The organism is uncultured Mucilaginibacter sp., assembly GCF_903893715.1.
Lineage (GTDB): Bacteria > Bacteroidota > Bacteroidia > Sphingobacteriales > Sphingobacteriaceae > Mucilaginibacter.
In genome coordinates this window covers 1-21,742 of record NZ_CAITNG010000106.1, presented here as the reverse complement: position 1 = coordinate 21,742, position 21,742 = coordinate 1, and the positions used below count along the sequence as shown (strand labels likewise).

Annotated in this window: 11 protein-coding genes; all 11 read left to right on the top strand. The window is 38.2% G+C overall.

Features of this window, described 5'->3' with window-relative positions:
• The coding region (locus tag QZX97_RS11855) for a sigma-70 family RNA polymerase sigma factor (protein ID WP_295664674.1) at positions 1 to 504 on the top strand (504 nt) is incomplete at its 5' end.
• A 27-nt stretch (positions 505 to 531) separates the two neighbouring features.
• Entirely contained in the window at positions 532 to 1,680 is a 1,149-nt protein-coding gene (locus QZX97_RS11850) for a FecR domain-containing protein (RefSeq protein WP_295655155.1), read from the top strand.
• 176 nt (positions 1,681 to 1,856) lie between these two features.
• Positions 1,857 to 5,183: a TonB-dependent receptor gene (locus QZX97_RS11845; protein ID WP_295655153.1), complete on the top strand. Its 3,327-nt coding sequence runs from the start codon at positions 1,857 to 1,859 to the stop codon at positions 5,181 to 5,183.
• A gap of 11 nt (positions 5,184 to 5,194) precedes the next feature.
• The gene (locus QZX97_RS11840) at positions 5,195 to 6,796 is read left to right on the top strand and encodes a RagB/SusD family nutrient uptake outer membrane protein (protein ID WP_295655150.1); all 1,602 of its coding nucleotides are present in this window, start codon (positions 5,195 to 5,197) and stop codon (positions 6,794 to 6,796) included.
• 47 nt (positions 6,797 to 6,843) lie between these two features.
• Positions 6,844 to 7,599, top strand: a complete 756-nt coding sequence (locus QZX97_RS11835; protein ID WP_295655134.1) for a DUF4397 domain-containing protein — start codon at positions 6,844 to 6,846, stop codon at positions 7,597 to 7,599.
• 122 nt (positions 7,600 to 7,721) lie between these two features.
• Positions 7,722 to 9,104: an SGNH/GDSL hydrolase family protein gene (locus tag QZX97_RS11830; RefSeq protein WP_295664673.1), complete on the top strand. Its 1,383-nt coding sequence runs from the start codon at positions 7,722 to 7,724 to the stop codon at positions 9,102 to 9,104.
• 6 nt (positions 9,105 to 9,110) lie between these two features.
• Positions 9,111 to 11,273 carry a right-handed parallel beta-helix repeat-containing protein gene (locus tag QZX97_RS11825; protein WP_295664672.1) on the top strand — a complete coding sequence of 721 codons (2,163 nt, stop codon included), beginning with the start codon at positions 9,111 to 9,113 and terminating at the stop codon, positions 11,271 to 11,273.
• A 7-nt stretch (positions 11,274 to 11,280) separates the two neighbouring features.
• Positions 11,281 to 14,523, top strand: coding sequence for a DNRLRE domain-containing protein (locus QZX97_RS11820; RefSeq protein ID WP_295664671.1), 3,243 nt, complete (start codon positions 11,281 to 11,283; stop codon positions 14,521 to 14,523).
• 81 nt (positions 14,524 to 14,604) lie between these two features.
• Complete coding sequence (locus tag QZX97_RS11815; RefSeq protein ID WP_295664670.1) at positions 14,605 to 16,506, top strand: heparinase II/III family protein; 1,902 nt, start codon at positions 14,605 to 14,607, stop codon at positions 16,504 to 16,506.
• A gap of 100 nt (positions 16,507 to 16,606) precedes the next feature.
• The gene (locus QZX97_RS11810) at positions 16,607 to 20,770 is read left to right on the top strand and encodes a hybrid sensor histidine kinase/response regulator transcription factor (RefSeq protein WP_295664669.1); all 4,164 of its coding nucleotides are present in this window, start codon (positions 16,607 to 16,609) and stop codon (positions 20,768 to 20,770) included.
• A gap of 332 nt (positions 20,771 to 21,102) precedes the next feature.
• Positions 21,103 to 21,742, top strand: a 640-nt coding sequence (locus tag QZX97_RS11805; protein ID WP_295655126.1) for a carboxypeptidase-like regulatory domain-containing protein, incomplete at its 3' end; no start/stop codon positions are given.

Here is a 21,742-nt window from a genome sequence, read left to right as displayed (position 1 = left end):
AACCTGGATGCCTATGGGATTTTATTCAAAAAATATTACAAATTATTAGCTACACAGGCGTTTTATATATTGAAAGACGAAATGGAAGCGGAAGATATCGTCCAACTTTTGTTTATCGAGATATGGGATAGACAACTTTACCTCAATATTAACACATCAATTAAAGCATACCTCCAGTCAGCAGTGTACAATAGGTGTTTAAATGCCATTTCAAAACATAATACTGCGCAAAAGAAGCTAGATCAATATCAATTGTTTTTAAACTATAAAGGCTCAGAAGCTGAAGTTGATCATTATCACGCCGTAAAAGTAATTAACGAAATTTTAAGGGAAATGCCTGAGCAGCGGTCGAGGGCGTTTAATTTGGTTTATTTAGAAGATAAGAAATATAAGGAAGCAGCCGACGAAATGGGTATTACAATAAACTCTGTCAAAACACACTTAAAATTAGCTATGAAATCATTGCGGCTTAAATTTGTTACTAAGAATAATTCACCCGATTAAGCAATAAGGCTGTCATAACTATTTAATATGATAAACGATAAAGAGCATATTTTCATCCTACTCCTTGAGTATATAGAAGGCACTATCTCGGACGGCGACCGCGCCAACGTGCTGGATGCAATAAAGGAAAATAATGAAATAGCGTTGCTTTATGAAGAACTAAAAGCATTCCATTTTCAAAAAGGTGAAGCTTTTTCGAATCAAATAAATGAAGATAAAGCCTGGCAGAATACCCTATTCCAGATTAATGATAGAAACCACCGTGTAAAAACAAAAATGTCAACTTGGTGGCTTCCCATCGCCGCTGCGGCTTTTTTAGGAGTTGTTTTTGTAAGCTATAAGCTTTTCATAAATAGCCCTGAAAACAAGGTTGATACAATTTCAAAATATATTAAACCCGCTCCTCTTGTAGTTACATTAGCTTTGGCAAACGGAACAAAATTAGATCTTTCAAGAAAAGAGACTATTGTTATCGGCAATAAACAACTCAATTCGAATGGGCAGCAATTAAACTATAAAACAGTTGAAAACAATATTCAGGAATGGTCAACACTTACTGTTCCAAAAGTACTTGATTATAAATTAGTTTTGGCCGACGGCACCCAAGTTTGGCTAAACTCGTCGTCAAACATTAGATTTCCATTTACATTTCCAGGCAATACACGCGAGGTGTACTTACACGGTGAGGCCTTTTTCAAAGTATCAAAAAATGCTCAAAAGCCATTTATAGTTCACACAGAGCATACGGATATAACGGTACTAGGAACATCATTCAATGTAAATACCTACAATGCTGATAGGGCGGAAACATCCTTGATAGAAGGGTCAGTTAAAACCACCGCTAACGATAATGAAATTTTATTAAAGCCCGGTTTTCAAGCGGTTTACGAGGAAAAGGGCGGCTTTTCTGTTTTTAAGTTTGATCAGGATGATGTTACTTCATGGCTGCATGGCGTTTTTTATTTCCACGATACCAAATTGGAGCAAATAGCTCGCGTTTTGCCGAGGTGGTTTGCTGTTGATGTAGTTTTTGACGACCAAAGTGCTAAGGCCTTATCCTTTTCTGGTGCAATTGAAAAAAACAAGTCACTTGATACTTTTTTAGCCAATCTAAAAGCAACGGCAGGTGTAGACAGTTATTTTAAAGCCAATACACTACACTTAAAAGCAAACTGAACTTTTTGGTAATTTGACCTGCTGCTTTAGGCAATATTGAGTACTGACTTTGTGCCTTTTTTACGGTTAATGTACTATCATAAACCTTTTTCAAAAAAAAATGTTGGCGGTTCACCCTTTATTAAAAAAAATCAGTCTTTAGTTCAATTAATAACCAAAACCTAATTAATTAACTTATGAGGAGATTTTACCTAAGCCGGCTTTTGTCGGTATTAATGTTGCTCACGCTCTGTTCGATGGCGGTTTCAGCTCAATCGACTGTAAAGATCACAATTGTGAGCACAAATTCGACTATCGCTAAAGCGTTCAGCACGATTAAAGTACAAACCGGTTTAACCGTGTTTTACAACAACCAATTGATCAACGATCAGGAGCAAATAAAATTAAATTTCGTTCAGGCTAACCTTTCAGACGTAATGGATTTTATTTTGAAGAGCAAAGGACTTAGCTGGTCAATTAAAGAGAAGTTCATTATTCTCGAAAAAACCAAGTCTGCTACAAATAGTGTTGGCAGCTTGATGAATGATAAGGTTATTGTTAAAGGTATCGTTACAGATGATATGGGTCTACCTCTTATTGGTGTGAGCGTTGTTTTAAAAGGTAAATTGTTGGGAACTACCACTGATGTTAATGGAAAGTATACCATCAACATCTCAAATGCTTCAGAAACGCTGGTTTTTAGTTATATCGGATATGAGCAACAGGAAGTTGTCATTGGAAACAATACTTCATTAAATGTTAAGCTGAAAGAAAAGCCATCCGTTCTAAACCAGGTGGTTATTATTGGGTACGGCTCGGTTAAACGAGGGGACCTAACTGGCTCAGTAGCAAGTTTGAAAGCTGATGATATCGTAAAAAACGTTGATCTTTCGTTAAATGAGGCGATACAAGGCCGCATTTCGGGGGTTCAGGTAACGTCAACTGATGGTGCGCCTGGCGCCGCTGTTAGTCTGAGCGTTCGTGGTGGATCATCTATATCCGCAAGTAACGAGCCTTTGTATGTAATTGACGGTTTTGCCCAATTTGGCGGATCTAATTTAAATATCAATCCTGGCGATATCGCTTCTATTGAAGTTTTAAAAGATGCTTCTGCTACCGCTATTTATGGTTCGAGAGGCGCGAATGGGGTGGTAATTATTACTACCAAAGCAGGTCAGGAAGGAAAGTTTGCAATCAATTACGATAGTTATGTTAGTCAACAGCAAATAGTTAAAAAATTGAGTGTTCTAAACGCGCAGCAATATGCACAAACACAACATTTTTTATTGTCGAACCCGGTGGGATCTGGAAACGATCAGTTGTATGCAAACTGGCAAACCTATCAAGATTCAGCCTCGGTAGATTGGCAGGATTTAGTATACCGAAAAGCAGTAATGCAGAACCACAATCTATCTTTTTCGGGTGGTTCAAAAGATTTTAAACTATCAGGGTCAATAGCGTATACCAGTCAAGACGGTATAGCTATAGGCACGAGCTTCGACCGTGTTACCGGTCGCATCAATGCTATTACTAACATCTCTAAATATATTACTAACGGCACATCATTATATCTATCAAATGCTAACACGAATGGTCCATCATTAAATGGCGAAACCGGAATTGCTTATGCTATTTTGCAGGCTAGGCCAATTGTTCCAAATAGCAATTTAGACAATTTGTTAAACCAAAGTTTAATTGGCGACCAAGGTACAAACAATGTAAACAACCCTGTAATAGAGTTAACGGCACCTCGCTTAAACTATGGCGACTTTAACGCTAATTTTAATACTTACTTGCAATTTGCCCTCGTTAAAGGTTTGATCTTTAAAGTTAGTTTGAGCGCAAAGTATGAGCAAAACATAAATAGCCAGTTTTATCCCAGTAACACAGCGGAGGGAAGAAACCTTAATGGTCTTGCTAATATAATAACTAATAATATAACCGATTGGCTAAATGAGAATACATTAAATTATACCAATAAAATTAATAAGGATAATACATTCAGTTTATTGGCAGGATTTACTGCGCAAAATGATGTTACCAATAGTCTTACTGAAGGTGCGTCTAACTTCTCAATTCAAAGCTTGGGCTATAGTAACCTTGCCCTAGGAGCCGGCTACATAGCACCAACGTCTAATTATATTAACCAAGGGTTGGAAAGTCTATTAGGCAGGGTTAACTACACTTATAAAGGTCGGTATCTTTTTACCGCTAGTGTCAGATCTGACGGCAGTTCGAAATTCCAGAACCAAAAATGGAGTACTTTTCCATCAGGAGCTTTTGCATGGCGGGTTACCGATGAGCCATTTATGAAAAAAATAGATGCTGTATCCTCACTTAAATTAAGAACAAGCTGGGGGATGACAGGTAATCAATCTATCGCGCCATATTCAACTTTTACAAAATACCAAGCCTATAACCCTATTATTAACGAGCAGCTTGCCGTTGGGGTGGCTCCCTTGCAGTTGGGTAATCAAAATTTAAAATGGGAAACCACAGTACAAACTGATATCGGCATTGACTTAGGCTTATTTAAAGACAGAGTTTTGCTAACCGTCGACGGGTATTATAAAAAAAGCCGCGACCTTTTACTTAACTCTCCAATCTCTCTGTATTCTGGTTATACTACTGTTTTTAGAAACGTAGGTGATATTGAGGTAAAAGGTTTAGAGTTTAACTTGGCTACGGTTAATTTACAAGGCCCGCTTCAATGGAATAGTAGTTTTAACATTGCTTTTAATAGAAGCAAAGTACTATCGCTTAATGATAACCAAACTTTTTTTGCGACAGGAATATTAGGAAGAAGGGTTGTTGGTCAATATCTGGTACAAGTTGGAGATCCCTTGGGCGAGATTTACGGATATCAATATAATGGTCTGTTTAGGTCACAAGAAGCGCTGGTTAATGGAGCACAAATATCGGGCTCATCAGCTATAGGGTCACGTAGTTATGCCGACTTAAGTGGCCCGAGCGGGGTCCCTGATGGGAAAATTGATCAAAATGATCTTACTGCAATTGGCAATGGTAATCCGTTGTTTTTTGGTGGGCTTAGTAATGACTTTAAATATAAATCATTCGACTTAAGCGCGCTATTTACCTATTCATATGGCAATCATATTTTAAATTCTCTGAAAAGTGTACTGTCCAGACCTCAATCTTACCGTTCAGGTCTATCAACCATTATGGATTCATGGACCCCTCAAAATACTGGAGGATCGGAAGCAAAATGGGGCACAACAAATACCGAATATGATATAAATTCGTCATACCAGGTTGAAGATGGGTCATTTATTAGATTAAAAACGGTTATTATAGGTTACACCGTACCCAGCAGTCTTTTGAAAAAAATAGCGGTGAAAGGATTACGAATATATGCAAGTGGGACAAATTTATGGACACTTACACCTTATTCCGGCTATGATCCCGAAGTTTCCTATTTCAATTCAATTGTAACTCCGGGAGCTGATTTGGGTGCTTACCCGCGTGCTAAAGTCTACACATTAGGTATTAATTTAAGCTTATAAAACTTATAACGATGAAAACCTTATTAAAATTCAATATACTATTTGTTTTGCTAATGCTTTGCAGCTGCAAAAAACTACTTACCGAAAGCCCTAATTCATTTTTAACAGCAAATAACTTTCCAAGTAATCAGGCCGAAGCAACAACTGCAATGTACGGTGCTTATAATGTATTGCAGGAAGTGAATTTGTTTAGTTACAATTTGGTAAACTATATGTCAACCGGAGATGATTTAGTGCATCCGCAAATCTCGCCACCTACTGCATTCCCTGGTTTTTCGATGACATTTCAATTATCCGCATCAGACGCTATATGGACAACTTTTTGGACTTATTTGTGGCGCGGCGTTAATAATTGCAATAGCGTGATTTATGCGTTAAATAACTTAAATACATCGGCAACAGCAAGCTGGGTAGTGCCTGATTTGGCTGAAATGCGCGCCCTAAGGGCATTCTATTATTTTTATTTAGTGAGAATGTATGGCGATTTGCCGCTAAGGCTAAATCCAACAACCGAAACTGTATTGTTGGCACCTCGCATGCCGGCTACTCAAATCTATAGTGCTATTTTAGACGATTTGACATTTGCAGACAATAAATTGCCCTTAATAGCTAGTGGTGGTGGTCGCTTTACTGCGGGCGCTGTTAAAGGGCTTATGGCACAAGTTTACATTACGATGGCTGGCTGGCGAAGAACATCGCAGGGTGTAATGGTGCGGGGCGATTCTCAAAACTACTTGCTGGCACGTACTAAAGCTCTCGAAGTGATTAACCTGGGTGTATATTCATTAAATCCGGATTATACACAGATATTTAAAAACCTATCCACAAACACGTATGATCCTGAAGTAATTTGGGATGTTCAATTTGAGTACCCAGATAAAGGATCCCAGTTCCCTTACTTCTTTGGTGCATTTAGTAGTGGTGGAGCAGCCACCTCTGGCGGAGGCAACTGTCAGGCACGTGTTAATAGTGAGTTTGTAAATACGTTAGATTTTAATGACAGCCGGGTTGCATGGAATGTTGCCAATTATACCTATGGAAGCAGCAATTGGACTAAATCAACCTTCACTGCCACCAATAGTAATAGTTGCGGTTTAACCAAATGGCAAAAAATAAACCCTGCCCTAGGTCAATTTTTTAACAATTTTTCAACGAATTTCCCATTGATCAGGTTCGACGATATTTTATTGATCTACGCTGAAGCGGATAATGAGGTAAACAGCGGTCCTGGTGTTAAAAACGCTTCACTGCCGGTAGCCTTATTTCCTAATCAAACCGATTATGACGTGATCAACGCTATAAGGTATCGCGCACGTCCGGCGACGAATAAACTCAATAAGGTAGTGGGTCTTCCGGTTGTGTTGCCTGATTACGTTTCGGGAACGCTTACACACGATACGTTCTTAACAGCAATAATGAAAGAAAGAGCCATTGAGTTACTTACAGAGAACAATCGAAGATTTGATTTGGAGAGATGGGGCGTTTTGGTGCAATTTGTACAAGCTGCAAGTTCGCAAGTGGCTGCAACATACGTTGCTCCAAAACATTACTTGTTCCCGGTGCCACCTGCCGACGCTTTAGCCAATGGTTGGGCCCAGAATGATGGCTATTAAAAAGACTAGGCTTTAACCTGACTAGAAACGTTTAAAATATTTATAGAATGAAAATAATTTCAAAAATAAAATGCAAGTTATTTTATGTAATGCTTTTCGGCGTTGCTTTAATGACATTATTAAATGCTTGTAAGAAAAGTAATGCTGTACCTGCGCTGCAAACCTCAAATTTAATGGTAGTAAATGCTTTGGCAAGCCCGACATCAACCCCGGTATACTTCTTTTTAGATACGCAAAGGGTGAATACGGCGGCACTTGCTTATGGTAATACACCTGCTTACTACACGGTTTTAACCGGTTACAGTAACGGTACGTTTAAAAATGCTACTTCATTTGCCAATTCAACAACCACTTATGCAGGCGTTGCGCCATCATTGTCACTTGTCCCTGCAAACTCTTATAGCGCGTTTCTTTATGGTAATTTGGCATCACCAACGGTGCTTTTTACACAAGATACACTAAGTGCACCTCCCTCCGGAAAAGCGAGAATAAGATTAGTTAATCTCGGGCAGAATGAAGGCACCAATGTTGATCTGGCATTGCTTAATGCATATAAAACACCCGCTGTTAGTAACGTTATACTACCTAACAACACTTATGGTTCAGCATCAAAATGGGCCGTGGTTGATACCTGCTCCAATTACACTATACAGTTGTTGGCAACAGGTACAACAACCATTAAGGCCTCATCATCCAAATTGTCCCTTTTGCCTAATTTAAATTATACTATTTTGATTAAAGGCATTTCCGGTGGAACGCCAGCAATTGCTATCCAAGCGCCTATCAATAATTCAGTTTACTAAATTGAACTGAGGATAGGTAATTACATTGTGCTTAACTATCACCAACCCTAATGGTTTTAGTTAAGCACTTTTTTGATAAATAAAACGGTTTCCAAGTAACCAAATAATTTAAAAAGCGCACAATGCTGTATTTACGTAGCTGTACATTGTTTTTTTTTATTTGTATCGCAACATTCGTTTTTGGGCAAAGCACACTATTTAAAATTAATGAAAGGGTGTGTTTTATAGGCAACAGCATCACGATGAACGGTCAGTTTTACCATGACATTCATTTATACTATGCGACCAGGTTTCCAGATCAGAAGATTAGCATATTCAATTGTGGTATTTCAGGCGATGTCGCAAGTGGAATCATCAATCGTATGGATAGTGACATTTTAATCCATCAGCCAGATTGGTGCGTATTGATGATCGGTATGAATGACGTTAACAGGGGCCTTTATGGTAAGCAGAAAGATTCGATACCTGGTATAAAGCAGCAAAGGGAGCAAGCGATAGTTAATTACAAGAAAAACGTTGAGCATATTATTAAAACCTTGATCGGAAGGAAAGTTAGAGTAATTCTTCAAAAGCCTTCTGTTTATGATCAGACGTCAACAATGCCTGCTGAAAACTTTTACGGCGTAAATGACGCTTTGCACCAATGCGGATTTTTTTTGGAGGATATGGCAGAAAAGTATAAGCTCTCAATAGTTGATTATTGGCCAATTTTAAACAGGATCAATCTTCAACTACAACAAAAGGACAGTGCGGCAACGATCATTGGTAAAGATCGCGTTCATCCAGGACCGGTTGGTCATCAAGTAATGGCCTACGAATTTATAAAAGGTACGCATGCTGATGCAGTTATAGCCGCTATGAATATCGAAACAAAAAATGGCTCAAAAAGCACCTGCAAAAATTGCACTCTCGGTAATATTAGAGTCACAAATAAACGAGTTGAATTTGATTGTATCGAAAGATCAATACCATACCCGATCCCTCCCGATGCCATTGACGCGACTAAATTTATTCCAATTTATAAAGAATTGGATAACGAATCTGTGATGATTAAAACATTGCCCGAAGGGCAATATAAACTACAAATAGATACAGCGATCATCGGAATCTTCTCGAGCAGTGATCTCGAAACAGGAATTAACCTTTCCCAATTTACAAATACACCGCAATACCAACAAGCAATGACTGTTTTAAGCGCCTTTAAAGACTTATGGAAAACTGAGTCCGCATTAAGAAGCATAAAGTATGGTGAGTACAAATTATTGTCGGACCTGCAAAATAAGAATGATATTTCGGCAGTTCAGCAGCTTTATCTGATGAAAAAAGACGAGTACAGGGTTCAAAAAAACCCCGCAGGTGGATTTTACGAGAGCATGTTTAAAAGTTATATGACCAATAAGCCTATCGAGAAAGAATTGCAAATTAGCCAGGGCAACTACCTCAATAGAATATATATACTAAATAGGCCAATAAAACATCATTATACCATCTTAAAAATAGCGTAATAAACTATGGACAAGCTCAGTGTAAATTTTATAAAGATATGCTTGTTAGCAATATTTTTTTCAATGTTTAGCCAGTTTGCAAATGCGTCGGGTCATACCGAGCTTTCCATCACGCGCAGGTCAATAAAAACCAATGAGCATATTATCTTTTCGCCTGGCGACAGGGATTGGGGAAGCCAATTAAAGAGTATAATAGAACATCATTTAGAATTGGGAACTTTAAAGGACACATTGTTTATTGAATTTAAGACTGGTACATATTTTTTAAATCAACCAATTAAACTGGTCGGTAAAAGTTTGCAAACAAATAGTGGCCCCATTTTGCTAAAAGGGACGGGAAGGGTGGTGTTTTCAGGAGGGAGATACTTGAAAAACTCCCTATTAACCAAAATTTCAAGTCAGGAAGTTAAAAATAGGATTATAAGTAAAGATGCCAGAGAAAAAGTATTGGAATATGATTTAATAAAAGATAGCATAACCAGCCTTGGTGAACTTAAATGTATCGGATTTGGCCGTATTGCCGGAGTTGCTCCGCCGCAATTGTTTTGTGATGAACAGCGCATGACTTTAGCTCGATATCCGAACGCGGGCGACCCCTTGCTATTAAAAGATCGAACGAAAGTTATCCCAATACTGAAGGTTATAAATCCTGGTTCAACATTAGTTGATTTGCCTCTTGATGCAAATAATGAAACAAACAGTGTAGCCCAACACGGAACCTTTGGATATGTTGATAGCAGAGTTGAAAAGTGGGTTCATGCCGAAGACCCTTGGGTGGATGGTATTTTTACAAGAGATTGGTCGTGGTCCCTAAATAAAATAAGACAAATTGATACAGCAGCCAAATCGATTACACTGGAATTTGACGAGAAATATAACTTGACCAATAAAAATTCGTTCTTTTTTGCTTGTAACTTACTCGAAGAAATTGATGTACCCGGCGAATATTATATCGACAAAAGGACTGATAAGCTATACATATATCCTCCCAATGGTTTTAACATCAAAACTTCAACCCTTCAAATAACCTCAGCTCCGTACGACCTTTTGACACTCGATGCCATTGAGAATATCACCTTTGAAAATATTTGTTTTGAATTGGGTAGATACCGGGCCGTAAATGTAAGCGATTGTAAAAATATATCGTTTAAAAATTGTGAGTTTAAAAACTTTGGTATTTCTGCGATTGCGATCAAAGGAAATGATAACAACATTGAAAAATGCCGTATCCACGCTATCGGCGGCACCGCCATAAGCCTCGACGGTGGTAGTTTTGAAACCTTGAAAAAGAGTAATAATAAGGTTTTTGACTGTGATATTTATGACTGGGCTTACTATAACCGGGTTTATACACCTGCAATTGCATTAACCGGAGTTGGCAATATTGTTTTAAGAAATAAGTTGCATCAAGCCCCGCATGGTGCCATAACCGTTAGCGGGAACGATCACCTGATAGAAAACAATGAGATTTATGATGTATTACTAGAGTTTAGAGATTTTGGAGCTATTTATGGATTTTTAGGTAAAAACCAGTTAATGCGCGGGCAGACTATTCGAGGAAACTATTTCCACAACATAGGACAATTGGGCGATGGTGTTTATGCCATATATGCCGATGAAGCTACCGCGGGTTGGACAATTGAAGGAAACCTTTTTTACAAAATAGGGCATGCTGGCGCAAGGGTCGCAGGTGTAATGACTAATACAGGCTCGTACATTTTAGTTAAAAACAATATTTTTCTTGATTGCAGCGAAACCTTCGAACTCAGCTTTCACTTTTCGACTTGGGGAAAAAAACGGTATACTGATTATTTTTTGAAGGCCTGGCAGAAACAATATACGCTTGAGGGCTCCATTCCATCCCTTTACCTTGAACGATACCCTGAATTGAAAAGCTTTATGAAAGAAGAGCGCATTTACGTAAGCACCGACGCCTTTATTGGTAACCAGGTTGGCAATTTCAATTTACCATTGAATCAAAAAGGATATTTTAAAACACAAAGTGATATACAGCAGGCGGATAATCTAGTTCAATCAAGCCAAAATGTAACCATAACCGATCATAATATTACCGATTATTTAGAATTGTGGAACCAATCGGTTGATAGAAGAAATATAAAAAAAACAATCCCATCCATATTAAAAGGATACTTGAAATTTATTGAATAACGTAACCATGAAATTTAAATTAATAATAGTCACCATTTTACTCGCGCTACGGTCTTTATTTTTCCATCCTTTGATGGCACAACAATTTGTCAGTAAAATAAATAAAACGATTGATATAAATTCAATTAAAAAAAGCCATCCAAGAGTAATGGTTGGCGACTTTGAACCGATCAAAGCAAATTTACAAACAGATACGGTCATGCAGCGTTGGATGGCGGAACTCGGCACAGAAACTACGATGGATGCTTTAGCACTTCGGTACAATTTAACCGGCGATACAACAATAGCTCGGCAAGCCTACGAAACTGCACTTAAATATGACTTAGAAGACAATATTAAAAAAGGGCCTCATCACTATGGAAAATCTATTACCTTTTTAGGTTGTACTTATGATTGGTTGTACGGATACATGAGTGTTGAACAACGCGGCAACTTGTTAAAAAAACTAAAACGCGGTCTCGAAGCATATTTGAAAGATCCTGATAAAACTAATTTTCATAATATGAACCATTGCCTCAATGCGGGTGCAATGGTTGCAGCCATTGCCGTCGCAAATGAAGAACCAGCGTTAGCCAAACAAGTGCTTGATGTTGCTTTGAAGTCCATAAATCTCACATGGTACGAACCAGACGGCGTAACGCCCGAAGGGCCGCATTATATGAACTGGAGCAGCTTGATTATGATATCAGGTTTATCCTCGTTGGATGTTGCTTTTGGAGATAGCTTTGGTTTGAGCGATGATCCAGGATTAATGGGTTATGGCGACTTTATGATGCATATCACGGTACCTGGGAAAGGTATTTCGGTAAAATACAGCGATTGTTATACCAATGGCAATTATTATAATTTGGGGCAGGTTTTTTGGATCGCAAACAAGTTTAACCGCCCCGACCTGGCTCAATATGCGTTGGAAAACGATGTATTTACTGCCAGTGGCGAGAACCCTGACTATAGCGGAAAGATACATCAGTTGCTTTGGTATAATCCGCAAAAGTTTAAATCCAATGTCAGTTATTACAAAGCTTTACCACTTGACAAAACATTCAAAAGCGCCGAGTTGGCTGTAATGCGTAGCGGCTGGGAAAACAACAACGCATTGTTTACTGCATTAAAAGGAACGGATGATTATCATCAAGCAAATTTTTACCACAGGCACACTAACACCGGAACTTTTTTTTTAACAGCTTTAGGCGAGCAATGGGCAGTTGACTTAGGATTGGAAGATTACAATATAGAAGAATACGACGTGCAACCACGCTTATATTATAAATTAAGGGCCGAAGGACATAACTGTAATATTATTAATCCTGCTTCGGGTATTGACAATAGAGGTTGGGAAAAATGCCCTATAGTTGCAGAAGGCAATACGCTTAAAGAGTCATACGCCGTAGTAGACATGACGCCTGATTATGATAAACTGGCAAGATCTGCAAAAAGGGGATTGAAGCTATTTGACCATCGTCGGAGGGTATTGGTGCAAGATGAAATCAGCACATTGGATGGTAAACCGATCGATTCGTATTGGTTTATGCAAACGGAAGCGGGTATTGAGATATCGCCAAATGGGCGTTCGGCTATGCTTTATCGAGGCAATGAAAAACTGCTTGTTTATATGGCAACCGCCCCTGTTGACGCTCGATTTACGGTAATGGGTACCGAACCGCTCATTTATACGCGACCTGTAGGGAGTAAACAGGACTGGACTTTTGGTGCAAAAAAACTCACTATTCATACCAATACAGAAACCGACCTAAAATTGGCGATCGTTTTTGTTCCGCTTCATAAGGGCGATGACCCCGCGATTGTTGATATCCCATTTCAAAGACTAACCTCTTGGGCAACACCATTACAAAATGACGCAACCATTAACGATGTCAGGGTCGATAACAAAACCGTTGATAAATTCGACCCTCGGAATTTTACCTACGATGTTGATTTGACTTCTGAAAATATACCTATCGTATCTGTAGCATCAGTCGATAAAAATACAGAGGTACGTATAAAACAAGCCACAAAATTGCCTGGAAAGGCAGAAATAAGCGTAGAATCGCCTGGGCATAGTCCATCTACATATTTCGTTTATTTTAAGGTAAAGCCGGTTAGAATAATTAGTAGTGCATCAAAAGAATATAGTAGCTGGGATGAAAGCTTTGCTAATCACCGCATTGTAACTCCTAAAATTAGTGCCGGTAAAAGTTTGGAGTACGATTTAGGGGTACCGTCAAGCATTAGTGCGTTAACTATTGGATTTACCAATCAAAATTTTAAATCATATCATTTTGAATTGATGGGTTCGAATGATGGCAAAAATTGGTCTCAAGTATACTCAGGAAGCAGTAAGGTGATCCCTGGGTTATCTGTTGCAATGCCACAAATATTTTTATTTAAACCATTTAAAGCCCGCTTTGTACGGGTACAAAACCCAGTAAATTCACCTTCGTTTTCGGTAGAGATACTACGTTTTCATAACGACGAAGTTTCTGCCAAAGAATATATCTTAAATGCCTACCGCGAGGTTTTTTCTGATGTGAAAATTGAACCTGGCAGTATCAATTTGCTTTCTGGAAATAAAATGACTATCATGCTAAAAGGCCTGACTAATTATGCAAAAGAAATAAACCTCTCAAACGCGAAAATTACTTTTGATTCCGAAAACTCGTCTATAGCAACGGTATCTTCTGCTGGCGAGGTTTTAGGAAAAGCTGATGGGGAGACACGAATTAGGATAGTGATTCATTATGGGGATATTGTTTTGCATAAAAAGATTTTTGCGAAAATCACAGATCCTGCTTGTCTCAAAATAAAAGCAGTGGTTGCTACCTATTTAAGTTTAAAAGCACCCGAGAAAAACTTAAGCAAAGAAAAAAGTATATTGACTGGTGAAGGCAATCAGGGGCTTATAGCCTTCGATATAAAAGCTGTATCAAAAAAGCAGTTCAAAAAAGCGATTATACGACTGCATGCTGCAAACTCATCATTTGAAAAGGTTATAACTTCTTTATCTCTTACGGATGATAACTGGGAGCCAACAACTGTTAATTTCAATAATAACCTTTTGATTGTTAAGCCAATTACAACATTTTTTGCACCTCCAAATATCACCGACTATGTAGATGTTGATGTTACAGATTTCATCAAAAATAACATGAACAGCAGAGAAAGAATTTCATTTATACTTAAAAGTGATTCAGCTTTGGGTTATTCAAAAGATGTTAAAGCTGATTATGAGCCAGTAATTCTGATTTATTGATTTTATTAATATCCCCCGTCAACTCAAAAGATGAATACACCATTATTTTTAAAGCCGCTTCGCGTTTTATTGATTTTTGTAATGATTTTTTCCACGGATTATGTAAAAGCGCAGTTAATTCATCGCGACTTATTGCAAAAAGCATCGGTAAATTTAAATCAACTAATCATCCCGCAGTCCCGTTTTAAGCCGTTCCCGCAAACGCCCGGAGGTTGGAAAAAGGTGTTGCCAGATTCCGTGATAAAAAAAATAATTGCAAAAGGAGAGGCGGCGTTGGGTAAAGAGTTTAAAAATATCCCGGCAACCGTAATGCTTGAATTTGTACGAACAGGTAACCGTACTAATTATGAAAGTATGTGTTTTACAAAACGAAACCAATTATGGGACCTGATCATGGCGGAAGCTTTGGAAGGAAGGGGGCGTTTTGCAGATAAGATCATAAATGGGATTTGGTCGATAAGCGAAGAAAGTTTTTGGGGCATTAGTGCACATTTGACCGCGCAGAAAGCCGGAGCAGGTTTGCCCGACGTTGAAGACCCCATAGTGGACCTGTTTGCTGCGGAAACAAGTACCATATTGGCATGGGCCGACTATTTGTTAGGGCCACAACTTGATAAAGTTTCGAAATTGGTGCGGCCACGGATACATTACGAAATTGACCGAAGAGTATTAAAACCGATGCGTACAAAGAAATTTGATTGGATGGGCGGCGGAAATACTGAAGCCAAATTAAACAACTGGGCACCCTGGATTACTTCAAATTATATCGCTACAGTTTTATTGATGGAGGGCGATGCCGCCACCCGAAGAGAGGACATAGGTCGATCTCTAAAAATACTTGATCAATACATGGATGGCTTGGGTGTCGATGGCGGCTGCGATGAAGGCCCAAGTTACTGGGAAGCTGCTGGTGGCTGTGTTTACGATGCATTGAATTTGTTGTACGATGCAACCGACGGGAAACTTAATATTTACAACGAACCATTTGTTAAGCAAATGGCAACTTACATTTATAAAACACACATAGCAGATAATTATTTTGTGAACGTAGCCGATGCACACCCAAGGCTAAATTTAAACAGTATTATGGTTTATCGTTTTGGTAAAGATGTTCAAAGTACGCCGATGGCCGAGTTTGGCAGCTGGGTATTTCATAATTTTAAGGAAACGGAAGAGGAAAAACAATTTAGACGTACACGCAGCTTGTACGACTTGTTAGCAATAAAAGCCTGCGCAGCATCTGTTGCGAAAGAAAACCCATTAAATGATGCTTGGTTTAGCGATGTTCAATTAATGCTATCGCGATCGGAAAACGGATTATTTGTAGCTACACATGGCGGTACTAATGGTGAAAGCCATAATCACAATGATGTAGGCGATTTTATGGTTTACGCAGATGGCTATCCGGTGATTATTGACGTTGGCTCGGGAGTCTACACTGCACGAACTTTCTCTAAAGACCGTTATACACTTTGGTTTAATACTTCTCCTTATCATAATTTACCTACAATTAATGGGCAAGAACAGGCAGCAGGATTAAAATTTGCAGCAAACGACGTACGTTATCAGGCGGATAATAAAAGCTCTTCGTTGGTAATGAACATCGCAAAATCTTATCCTGGAGAATCCGATTTAAAAGCTTGGTACCGATCGGTTAAAATGAACAAAAATCAGGGTATCGAAATTGACGACCAATATCAAACGAATATACTGCCAAAAAGCCTAACTCAATCATTTATGACTATTTGCGACATTGACCTCTCTACACCTGGGAAAATTGTATTTTCACTACCCAACCAACGCAATGTGTACTTAAATTATGATGTAATGAAATGGAATATAAGCAAAGAAAGGATTGAGCTAACGACGCCCGAGGATCAAGGTTTCAAGTCAACTTGGGATGGCAAAACTATATGGAGGCTATTGCTTACATCCAAATTGTTAAAAAAGGAAGATTCGACTAGATATTATATTTACCGATAGTTGGAAGTTGCTTTTTGAAGAATTTATAAATTTCTTGTTTTGATTTATTTTGTACTTTAGTATCACCAATTAATTGATCTGATCATTAAGTTTTAAGAATTTGAACGCGAAAGAAGTCATCGTTTTATTTTGTCTTTTGGTCTTCGTTATGTTTTGGCCTCAGGCTTACGGTCAGCAAATAAGTTATAAGTTCAAGCACCTTTCTATCAATGACGGGCTCTCGCAGAATACTGTATTTGCAATGCTTCAGGACCATCGAGGGTTCATTTGGATAGGTACTGAAGATGGCCTTAATAGATATGATGGTTACGACTTTGCTATTTTTAAGCATCAAGGCAAAGATAGATTTAGTATTAGCAATAACCAGATAAATACTTTAGCCGAAGATCAGGCTGGGAATTTGTGGATAGGTACCGCCGACGGTATTAATGAGTATGATCCCTCAACCAATAGATTTCATTCTTTTTATACAATCCCTAAAGCAAGCTCGGATTCCAGCGATTTTATCACTGCATTAGCTTTAGATAAGCAAGGTAATTTGTGGACGGGCACAAATTATGGGTTAAAAAATTTTACGCTGCGAACCAAACAAGTTGTCGATATTGACTTAAATGGCATCAAAAAAGAACATTCAAAAGCTAATAAAGTTCTTTCGCTATTAGTTACCAACGATGGTATGTTATGGGTTGGAACCAATTCAGACCTGCTTTTATACGATACCCGAAATAAGCATTTTGTAAAATTACCCAATATATTAACCAATAACACCGAACTGCGCGCCGCCGGTATATTAAAGATAGAGCAAGATACCGAAGGTAATATTTGGTTTGCAACCAAATCAAAAGGTTTATTCAGGTTAGATGCCAAACATCAAACTTGTAACAACTATTTACACTTTGAAAACGGGAAAAGCCTCTTAAGCGAAATGGTACGCGACGTACTGGCGACACCCGGCGGGCAATTATGGATAGGTACACACGATGGACTGAACGTCATTGATAAAGATAAGTTGAACACCTTTCAATATGATAAGTACGACCCTTTTTCGTTAAGCCACAATTCTATTAGGTGTTTGTTACAAGATAGGACAGGGAATATTTGGATAGGTACTTTTGCCGGTGGTATTAATATTTTTTACAATGGCAGTAACAATTTTACCCAAATTGGCGAACAAATAGGAACAACAGCAGGCTTAAGCCACAGGGTAGTGAGCGCTTTAGTAAACAATGGGAACAACCAATTTTGGATAGGAACAGAAGGTGGCGGGCTAAATTTTTACGACAAAAATAAAAACATCTTTAAAACATATCCCTTAGGAAATAAAGTGGATGGCTTTAAGGGTAGCGATATCAAGAGTTTAGCAAAGGACGACAAAGGAAACCTTTGGGTGGGTGCTTTTGATGGATTATTGTATTTCAATACTAAAGAGCATTCGCAACATATTTACAAATCAACATCATCTTTCAAAAATTCATCCGAAAATCAGATTTATGCTTTGAGTGCGGACAGCAATGGCGTTTGGATAGGTACCAATGGTGCAGGGTTGCAGTTTATGGACTATTCTGGTAGGATATCAGTGTACCAACGACATAAAAATTCGCCAAACTCTATTAGCAGCAATAATATCAATGCTATCATAAAAGACTCAAATGGTAATTTATGGATAGGTACGCAGCGTGGCTTAAACTATTTAAATATCAAAACGCAACGATTTGAACAATATCGGTTCAATAAGAATGATGAGCATAGTTTGATCGCAAATAGTGTATTGAGTTTATTTGAGGACGATGACCATCGCATTTGGGTAGGAAGTCAGGGAGGGTTAAGTTTATTTGATAAAGAAAGATCATGCTTTTACAATATAACTGAAGTTAATGGGCTAACAAACACAGTTGTGCATGCAATCAGTCAAGACAAAAGGGGCCAATTATGGATAAGTACCAATAAAGGGATATTTCAGGTACGAATCAATGATTTTCATAAGCCACTGAGTAGTTCTAATATAAACATGATCAACTATACGGTAAGCGATGGTTTATTGAGTAATCAATTTTCTACTGGTTCTTCATTAAGAGATGAAAAAGGGACGCTCTACTTTGGGAGTATCAACGGTTTGGCAATATTTAACCCGGAGCACATTTTTCAGAACCGAAATAAGCCGGAATTAGTTTTTACTGATTTTTTGATAAAGAATAAAAGCATTGAAATTGGTGCGGAAAATTCGCCCTTGACCAAGGATATCGATCAAACATCCTCCATCACATTAACATATGACCAACGATTTATCAGCTTTAAATTTGCTGCATTAAGTTTTGTTAATCCTGACAAGAATCAATATGCCTACAAAATGCAGGGCTTTAAGGGAGAAGATGACTGGCATTATGTAAGTAATCAACGCGTGGCAAGTTATACCAACCTTAGCCCGGGTAGTTATGTTTTTTTAGTAAAAGCATCAAATAATGACGGCCTATGGAACGATACACCACGATCGGTAAGTATCATTGTATTACCTCCCTGGTGGCAAACCTGGTGGGCATATACTATTTATGGGTTGGTCATTTTTTCTTTACTATATTCTTTTAACTTTTATTCATTAAAGACCGCACGACTTAAAAGCGAACTACATTTTGAGCATTTAAGTCATGAAAAGGATAAGGACCTAACACAGCGTAAGCTTACATTTTTCACTAATATTTCGCATGAGATAAAAACGCCTTTGACGCTAATTCTATCACCACTCGAAAGGCTTTTGATGATGAATGAAGGCAACAACAAAGTAAAAAACCAACTGCTATTGATGCAGCGCAACGGGGAACGGTTGCTGCGGTTGATAGACCAGTTGCTTGATTTTAGGAAATTTGAAACTGGCAATTTGGCTCTGAAAGCATGCGAAGCAGATATTGTAGTATTTATTAACGAGATATTTATTTCGTTTGAGCCCTATGCGGCCTACAAAAGTATTAGCCTTAAACTAAATTCAACCATTGCATCGCTTAACGTATATTTTGATAAAGACAAGCTCGAAATAATTTTATATAATCTCTTATCAAACGCAATTAAGTTTACCCCAATTGAGGGGACCATTGAAATAAATATATCTGCTGCTGATGCGGTTTCAGGATATCCGGAAGGAATTGTTATTATTGAGATTAAGGATAACGGGTGCGGAATTGAAAAAGAGAATATCGACAAAATTTTTGAGCGGTTCGTGCATTTTAGTAAGCCTGGTGAAGAAGTGAAAGGGACTGGGCTCGGGCTAACGTTTTCTAAAGACCTTGTTGATCTACATAAGGGCGAATTGACTGTTAAAAGTATGGTAGCCAATGGAATTGAAAATGGAGAAACAATATTTAAGGTAAAACTTCCTTTAGGTAGCACTCATTTAACCAAAGATGAAATTGTAATACAGACCATTTATACAGCTACGATTATTCCTGACGAAAATAAAGCGGTCTCGGTGGAAAAAGAAAGATCGCAAGACCTAGATGCAGAAATTAATCTGTTACAAGGAGAGAAGCCTGTGATGTTGATCGTAGAAGATAATTTGGAATTAACTGAATTTATAAAAAGTACATTTGAAGAGGACTATCAGGTTTATACCGCGGGCGATGGACTTATAGGTTGGACACAAGCACTTGAAGTAATTCCTGATATTGTGATAAGTGATGTAATGATGCCCGGATTAAACGGTATTGGACTTTGCGAGAAGATCAAAAGTGATATTAGGACGAGCCACATACCTGTGATCTTGTTAACCGCCCGCACACCGTTGGCTTATAAAATAGAAGGACTTGAAACCGGGGCTGACGACTATATTATTAAGCCGTTTAGTGTGGGGATTCTACAAACACGCGTGCGAAACCTGATTGCTTCGCGGAAGCTTTTGAGGGAGCGTTACAGCAAGGAAATAAATCTGCAGCCTCAAAATTTAGCTATTACTTCCCCGGATGAGGTATTTCTTAAAAAGGTAATGGCTTACATTGAAAAAAATATGGCGAATCAAACACTCAATGTTGAAGATTTGGGGAAAGAGATAGGTATGGGACGGGTAACTTTATATAGAAAAATAAAAGCACTTACCAACCAGACTACTATTGAATTTATAAGAGGAGTCAGGATAAAACGGGCCGTTCAACTATTGGAAAAAGACCAGTTTAATATCAATGAAGTGGCATATATGGTAGGTTTTATAGACGTCGACTATTTTCGAAAATGTTTTAAAGAGCAATATGGCTACCCTCCACGCGAACATATAGGCAAGTAAATCAGCGAAAAATCGAGATGCTTTTTTAAATGTTACTAACTTTTAATACAATTAAATTAAACGCTAAAAGCTTAAAACACATTCAAAAAAAGGGTTTTCTATAAAATGCTACAATATCATGCAGCATTCATCGGGTATCTTTGAAACAAATGCCCATTATGATCTATAAGCTATCCGCTTAGTTTTACTGCCGAAATAATGTTTTAATGAACATGAGCAAATTCAATGGGCCGGTTTTGTTCAGCAGCTTCATAAAAAAACATTAATTCAATAAAAGCTACATTAAATAGCGCGCTAGTTTAAACCAATTATCTAACATTAATTATTTTATTATGAGAAAGTTTTATCTAAAATGGCTTAGGCCGTTTCTGGCTTTAATGCTCACTGCCTTTTTTAGCACGAGTATTTTAGCCCAAAATGCCGGCGTTAAAATTACCGGGGTAGTTAAAGACAAACAAGGTGTTCCGCTGATCGGTGTAAGCATCTTAATTAAAGGAACCACAAAGGGTACCGTTTCTGATGTTAACGGCACGTTTAGCCTAACTGTTCCCTCGGCCACAACAGTGTTGTCGATTAGCTACATTGGATATGTATCAACAGACAAAGTGGCGGGCTCAGGTACACCTTTGAGCATTGTTTTGCTTGAAGATGCAACAAATTTAAATGAAGTGATTGTTGTAGGTTACGGATCGCAGAAAAAAAGCGATGTAACCGGTTCCGTAGCTTCATTGTCGAAAGAACGTCTGCAAGACCTTCCGAACACTAACATTGCCGAGGCGCTTCAAGGCTCTATTCCAGGACTTCAAATTAACACGAACGGTGGCGGTGCCAAAGGAAATGATGTATCTATCTTGATAAGAGGAAGAAATTCGATCAGTGCCAGTACAAGCCCATTAATTATCTGGGATGGCGTTTCATATGAAGGTGATATATCAGAACTTAATCCTAATGACGTGAGTTCTATAGAAATTT